The organism is Rhodococcus sp. O3, from assembly GCF_048897285.1.
Taxonomy (GTDB): domain Bacteria; phylum Actinomycetota; class Actinomycetes; order Mycobacteriales; family Mycobacteriaceae; genus Rhodococcus.
This window is the reverse complement of the sequence record NZ_JBMBTE010000184.1, coordinates 1-6858: the sequence shown is the minus strand read 5'-3', so window position 1 is coordinate 6858 and position 6858 is coordinate 1. Positions and strand designations below refer to the sequence as shown.

The following is a 6858-nucleotide window of genomic DNA, read 5'->3' as shown; positions in this document are numbered from 1 at the left end:
GGCACGGCATGTGCTGTTGACCAGCCGGCGCGGCCCCGCCGCCGAGGGCTGCGACCGGTTGCTGCGCGAGCTGAGCGACCTGGGGGCCGAGGTGCGCGCGGTTGCCTGTGACACCGCCGACGAGGCGGCGGTCGCCGAGTTGCTGATCGGGATCGCGCCGGAGCATCCGCTGACGGCGGTCGTCCACGCGGCCGGCGTGATCGACGACGCCACCCTGACCTCGCTCACCCCCGAGCGACTCGACGCGGTGCTGCGGCCGAAGGTCGACGCGGCCTGGCACCTGCACCGGCTGACCGCGACGTCCGACCTGCGGGCGTTCGTCGTGTTCTCGTCCCTCGCCGGGATTCTCGGGGCGCCCGGGCAGGCGAACTACGCCGCCGCGAACACGTTCCTCGACGCCCTCGCCCGGCACCGGCACGCCCTCGGGCTGCCCGCACTGTCGATCGCATGGGGCATGTGGGCGCCGCCGAGCGCCATGACCGGCAACCTCGGGGCGATCGATCGCGTCCGGTCCCTCCGCAGCGGCATGACCCCGCTGTCGGCGGACGACGGCCTGGCCCTGTTCGACCGCGCATTGGCAGCCGGGGCACCCACCGTGGTGGCCGCGCGATTCGATCACACCGGCGCGGCCGCGCCCTTTGTGCCCGCGCCCCTGCGCGGCCTGATCCGGGAATCCCGTCCGCGCGCCGCGGGCACGGCGGCGACCGGATCCACGGCTGCCGGGTCGCCGGATTGGGCTCAGCGCCTTGCCGAACGGTCGGTTCCCGAGCAGCGGCATCTGATGCTCGAGCTGGTCCGGGGCGCGGCGGCCGCGGTCCTCGGCTACGACGCGCCGGACGCGGTCGACCCGGAGCAGGCGTTCAAGGAACTCGGGTTCGACTCGCTGGCCGCGGTGGCGCTCCGAAATCAACTCGGTGCCGCGACCGGGCTCCGGTTGCCGCCGACGATGGTGTTCGATCACCCGAATCCGCGTGCGGTCGCCGAGTTCCTGCGCGCGGAACTCGTGCCGGATCCGGTGTCGGTTGCGTGTGCCGACATCGACCGGCTCCGGCTGGATCTCGCCGAGGTCGGTGAGGACGGGGACGCCCGGTCCACGATCGCGGAGCGGTTGGAAACGCTGCTGGCCGAGCTTGGATTCCCCGGCCGGGCAGGGACCGACGCGGTCGCCAGGATCCGGGACGCGACCGGCGAGGAGATCCTCGACCTGATCGACCGCGACCTCGGTCCCGGCGACGGGTGAGTGTCGTTCGCGTCGGCCGCGCCGCCGGGTCAGAGCGGTGCAGCGCCGTTCTGAGCGGCGGGTCGCGATCCGTCCGCCCGGACCATGCGGAACGAGTTCGCGAACCCGAGCAGTGCCGCGGCGAGCGGGACGAGCAAGGCGACCTGCAGGGCGATCGGGCGCGCATCGGTGTTGATGCGGACGACCTCGTCGCGGATCGCCGGGGGCTGGCCGGCGAGCAACTCCTCGAGCTGGGTGTTGCTCATGACTTCGGCGTCCTCCTCGAGCACCTGCGCGACGCGTTGCTGCTCGGCGGGTGGCAGCACGTCGCTCGACTCCGCCATCGAGGTGAACGTGATCGACAGCGTCGCGAGCAGGATGGCGCCGGCGAACGCCAGACCGAAGGACAGCCCGAACGACCCGGCCGCCGAGTTGGTGCCGGCGGCTTCGCTGACGCGTTCCTCCGAGATCGGGGCGAGGGTGTAGTTGTTCAGTTGCGAGACCAGCAGGCCCAGGCCCGATCCGGCGACCGCGAGCGGGAGCAGCAGTCCCCACCCGAAGTCGGCGCGGGGCACGATCGGCAGGAGCACCACGATCCCGATCGTGACGAGCAGGAAGCCCCATCGGATGATGGTGCTCGGGCGCCGCGCGCCGGCCTTCTTCCCGGCGAGCAACGCGACGACGAACATGCTCAGCGAGAGCGGCGCGAGCGACAGGCCCGCCTGCATGGCGTTGTATTCGAGCACCATCTGCAGGTAGATCGGCAACGCGATCATGACGCCGCCGAGCGCGATCTGCTGGAGCATCTGGCCGGTGATGCCGAGCCGGAAGATCTTGGACCGGAACAGATCCGGGTCCAGCAGCGCCGGAGCACCGGCGCGCTTGCGTCGCACCAGCCAGTAGGCGAGCCCGGCGAGGGCGGCCGCGCCGACCACGAAGAGACCGGCCACCGACTCGCCGCCTTCCTGCCACACCAGGATGCTGAGCACGATGCCGCCCATGCCCAGCACGGACAGCAGCGCGCCCACCGCGTCGACGCCCCGTTCTCCGGTGTAGGGCACGTCGCGGACGAGTCCGATGCCGGACAGCACGGCCGCGATGATCACGACCTCGAGCACGAATGCGATGCGCCAGGACAGGTAGGTGGTGATGAAGCCGCCGAGCAGCGGTCCGACGGCCGCGGCGATCGCGGCGGCAGCACCGACCAGGGCGTAGACCTTCTTCTGCGCGTCCCCTTCGAAGTTGCCGTGAACGAGGGACTGCATGGCCGGAAGCAGCAGCGAGGCGCCGATGCCGCCGACGATCGCCCAGAACACGATCACCGCGGTGAGACTCTGGGCCAGCGCCATCGCGGTCGCGCCGGTCGCGTAGCCGAGCAGGCCCAGGACGTAGGCCCGTTTACGGCCGATGAGGTCGCCGACCTTGCTGCCGATGAGGATGAACGCGGCGGACACGAGTGCCTCGAGTGCGATCGCGGCCTGCACGCCGCTGACGGTCGTTTCGAGGTCGCGCACCACCGCCGAGATCGACACGTTCATGAGCGAGGTGTCCACTACCAGGACGAACATCGCCATCGCGAGCAGGAGGGCGAGCAATCTGCTGTGGCCGGATTTCCGGTCGGAATCGTGGGTGATCGATTCGTCCGTCATGGCAGTACCACCGTTCGGCCGTCGTGAATTTCCCGCACCGGGCAGGTGCGACATTCACTGCTGCATCCAGCAGGGTACGCGCCCGTCGTCCGCGCGAACCGGGTTCGAGCACACTCGTCCGGCCCCGCGGGATCGGCTCAGGCGAAGACCGGGTCGACCGCGGAGATCGTCGTCGATCGGGCGACCACGTCGACGGTGATCACCCGGCGCCGCCCGGCCAGCTCCCGCAGCGCGGCGACGGTGGCGCCGATGGTGATCCGGGGATCGCGAACGGCGATGACCACGTCGGCATCGGACAGCATCAACGCGCTCCGGTCGTGATCGAACCGCTTGTCGGCCCGGCCCCCGACCGTCACCCGGCGCGAGGCCGGCGCGAGGAGCCGCTGGTGCTCGGCGATCTGCTCGGGACGCCAGCCGGCGGTCTGCTCCGGATACGGCAGGTACGCCCACAGCGCCATCCCGGCGCGATGCGCAGCGTCCGCCCACCACAGGCCCGCCCCGGTCGCCCACCCCGACATCGCGATCTCGGTCCCGTGCTCGGCAGCCAGTTTCGCGGCCAGACGCGACAGCTCCCCCTGCACCCATTCGCGCGTGTCGGGCTCGACGATCAGGTGCTCGCGATGTCCGATCACTGCCGCCCGGATCCATCGGTCCGGGGCATCGCCGCGGTCGACGGCCCGCTGCCGCATCCAGATGCGGCCGAGTTCGTTGCGGCCGATCGGCGTCTTGTATCCGCGGTCGCGGTGCCGGCCCCACAGTTTGTCGGGGCCGGCGGCGACGAGGAGGGCATCACCGGTCGCGGACAGCGCGGCCCGGACGACGAGATCGGAGGTCATCGCGGCAACGATCTCGCGGAGCACGGTGAACCGTGCGGTCGGCCAGTCGTCGCGGCGGACAGCGCCGGTGCCGATGCGGTGCGCGTCATCGCTGCTCGTGGCCGGGTCTGCGATGCGATCCCACGCGATCGTCGAGGTGGTGTGCGCGGCCGCGAAGGCGTGCTCGGGTGTCGGCCAGGTCCGGCCGGCCCAGTCGATCGGTACCGGCCGGCGCAGATGCAACGGCCAGTCCGGGTGCGCGCCGAGGTCGATGACGTCCAGGGCCGTCGGGGTGTCGGTGGTTCTCTGGCGGGTCACTACGTCTCCGTGCTGGTGGTCGTCGGATACAAGGATCGGTGACGGGTCCGTTGTCGTCGAGTCGGGCTGCGGCGGTGATCCGCACCTGCTCTCGGCAACATTGCGTTTCGCATTCTTCGACAAAGAGTCCCGCAACAAGTACCGGAGGAGCCGGGCATCCCACGCCGAGACCGCGACGGGAGTTGTCCCACCCCGGCCGCGATCCGGCGCGGCCGGGTGCACTTCCGACCGAAATGTCCGCTCGGGTTCCGCCAAAATCGTCCCTGGCACGCAAGGAGGCAATATCTTCGTTCTCCAAGTCGGAGAGGACAGTTTCCCTGGTGGGTGAGGGCACTTGGTCCATCCGGCCTCCTGCTCGATCGCGTCGATCGCGCAGGCCCACAGGACCCGGGGGCAACACGTGAAACGACATCGAACATCCCTCGCCGGACAGCAGCGCGTCGTCGTCGCCTTCGTCGCGGCGGTCGCACTGCTCGCCGCCGGCTGCAGCGGCCGCACCGGCACCGACACCGACAGCACCACGTCCGGACAGGGCGGATCGTCAGCGGTCTCCGCCGACTTCGGTGATCTCACCGAGGTGTGCCAGGACGGTGACGCTTCGACAGCCTCCGCCCAGGGCGTCACCGCCGAGCAGATCGAGGTCGGCGTCTTCTCCGACATCGGATTCACCAAGAACTCCGAATTCGTCGACGCGGCAAAGGTGTTCACGTCCTGGTGCAACGACAACGGCGGCATCAACGGCCGCACCCTCGTCGCCAATACCCGCGACACGAAACTCATGGAACCGCGCCAGCGCATGATCGAGGCCTGCCGCGAGGATTTCGCGCTCGTCGGCGGCGGCGCCGGACTCGATGCCCTCGGCGTCAAGGAACGCCTCAACTGCCTGCTCCCGAGTTTCCCGGCACAGGCCGTGCAGGAACGTGCCGCCGGCGCCGACCTCGAGGTCAGCGCCTCCCCGTCCAAGGTCCCCGGGTACGACAACTACGCCGGTTTCCGCACCTGGGCCGTGGACGAGGCCTACCCGGATTCGAAGCAGGCCATCGGCCTCATCAACGGCGACTCGGCGATCACCAAGGCCGTGCAGCAGATGACGCTCGAGACCCTGGACGCGATCGGCGCGAAGGTCGTCTACAACGAGCTGTATCCGACGATGGGCGTGTCGGACTGGACGCCCTACGCCCAGGCCATCAAGAACAACGGCGTCAAGGGCCTGATCTTCATGGGCAGCTTCGATCAGCTCGCCAAGCTCGAAGAGGTCCTGACGAACATGGACTACAAGCTGGACTGGATCGATCCGAACAACAACGCCTACAACGCCCAGTTCCTCGAACTGCTCGGCCGCTCCGCCGATTTCCAGAACAACATCGTCGATCTCAGCGGTGTCGCCCCGCTCGAAAGCGACGAACCCGCCGTCGAACAGCTGAAGGAGCTCTACGCGAAGTACGCGCCCGACGCCCAGATCACTCTCCCGGCGATGCGCGCCTGGTCGTCCTGGTTGCTGTTCGCCAAGTCCGCCGCCGCATGTGGGGACGAATTGACCCGAAAGTGCGTGTACGACAACGCCCGTCAGGAAACAGCCTGGACCGGCGGTGGCTTGCACGCCGCGAACGACCTACAGAACCCGATCCCGCCGCAGCCGTGCTTCAACGTCGAGCAGGCCACGTCGGAAGGGTGGCAGCCCGCCGATTTCGATCCGGACAACGGTCTGTACCGGTGCGACATCCCCGCCCGCAAGTTCACCGCGGACTTCGGCACGCCGATGACCCTCGCCGAGGTCGGCAAGACCATGGACGACGTCCAGTAGCCGAAAGGACGTCCAGTAGCCGAAAGAAGGAACGGCGCGTGGCCTCGGGGATTCGTCTCCGAGGCCACGCGGCCCCCGGCCCGGGGAACGGGGACTAACCTGATCAGCGGAGGAACGAGGCATGCTGCGCGTCTCCATCCTGGGCGAACAGGCGATCACCGACGATGTGACCGGGGCCGTGGTGACCCGGTCGCCGCGCGCGCTCGCGCTCGTCGCGTTCCTGGTCGCCCACGCCGGTACACCGCAGCCCCGGCAGCGGCTCGCGACCCTGTTCTGGCCGGACTCCGCAGACGGGCAATCCCTGACCAACCTGCGACGCGAACTCCACCATCTGCGTCAGGCGCTGGGCGACGAGCCGTCACTCACGGTGACCGCGAAGGATTTGTGCTGGACCGACACTCCGTCGAGCAGCGCCGACCTGCGCGTCTTCGACACCGAACGCGCAGCGACGCTGCCGGCGGCCCGGTCCGGCGACGACCGTGCTCTCGTCACCCACGCAAGGCGGGCGCTGGACGCATACGGCGGCGAGTTCCTGCCCGCCGTGTTCGACGACTGGGCACTCGAGATCCGATCCGATCGTGAACGACGATGTGTCGAGCTGTGCGATCTGCTGTCCGGCGCTCTCACCCGCACGGGTGATCCCGCCGGGGCAATCGAGGTCGCGCGTCGTCGCGTCCGGCTCGCCCCGCTCGAGGAGGTCGGCTATCGCAACCTGATGCGCCTGCAGGCCCAGACCGGAGATCGGGCCGGCGCCGCCGGTACCTATCACCGCTGCGCGTCGCTGCTCGAACGTGAACTCGGTGTCCTCCCCGACCCGCAGACGCGCGCCCTCGTCGACCGGGTTCTCGACACCGCACCCGGCCGGCGGACCCCGATCCGCACCGGGTCCACCACCGTCGAACTGGTCGGACGGTCCGGCGAGGTCGACCGTCTCGCCGCCGCATGGCACCGCGCGGCGTCCGGTCGACCGGGCGCGATTCTCATCCGCGGCGGGGCGGGCGTCGGAAAGACCCGGCTGCTCACCGAGATCGCGCACATCGCGCGGGCCGGTGG

The 6858-nt window shown here is 69.8% G+C and carries 5 protein-coding genes; 3 read left to right on the top strand and 2 right to left on the bottom strand.

Annotation, left to right across the window (positions count from 1 at the left end; all coding sequences use genetic code 11):
- A partial coding sequence (locus ACN675_RS26780; RefSeq protein ID WP_420753706.1) for an SDR family NAD(P)-dependent oxidoreductase occupies nt 1-1240 on the top strand: 1240 nt, incomplete at its 5' end.
- Between the two features lie 29 nt (nt 1241-1269).
- Here ACN675_RS26780 and ACN675_RS26775 read toward each other — a convergent pair.
- Nucleotides 1270-2868, bottom strand: a complete 1599-nt coding sequence (locus ACN675_RS26775; protein WP_420753705.1) for an MFS transporter — start codon at nt 2866-2868, stop codon at nt 1270-1272.
- Nucleotides 2869-3005: 137 nt separating this feature from the next.
- Nucleotides 3006-4001, bottom strand: a complete 996-nt coding sequence (locus tag ACN675_RS26770) for an NADAR family protein (RefSeq protein ID WP_420753704.1) — start codon at nt 3999-4001, stop codon at nt 3006-3008.
- Between the two features lie 400 nt (nt 4002-4401).
- Between ACN675_RS26770 and ACN675_RS26765 the strand changes: the two genes are divergently transcribed.
- Both ACN675_RS26765 and ACN675_RS26760 read left to right on the top strand, forming a co-directional pair.
- Entirely contained in the window at nt 4402-5805 is a 1404-nt protein-coding gene (locus ACN675_RS26765; protein WP_420753703.1) for an ABC transporter substrate-binding protein, read from the top strand.
- A gap of 121 nt (nt 5806-5926) precedes the next feature.
- Nucleotides 5927-6858 (top strand): BTAD domain-containing putative transcriptional regulator (locus tag ACN675_RS26760; RefSeq protein ID WP_420753702.1); only part of this gene is annotated, 932 nt, incomplete at its 3' end.

What these genes read in the sequence shown, in the direction of transcription:
- ACN675_RS26775 (WP_420753705.1), bottom strand. Translation starts at nt 2,868, where the DNA reads ATGACGGACGAATCGATCACCCACGATTCCGACCGGAAATCCGGCCAC.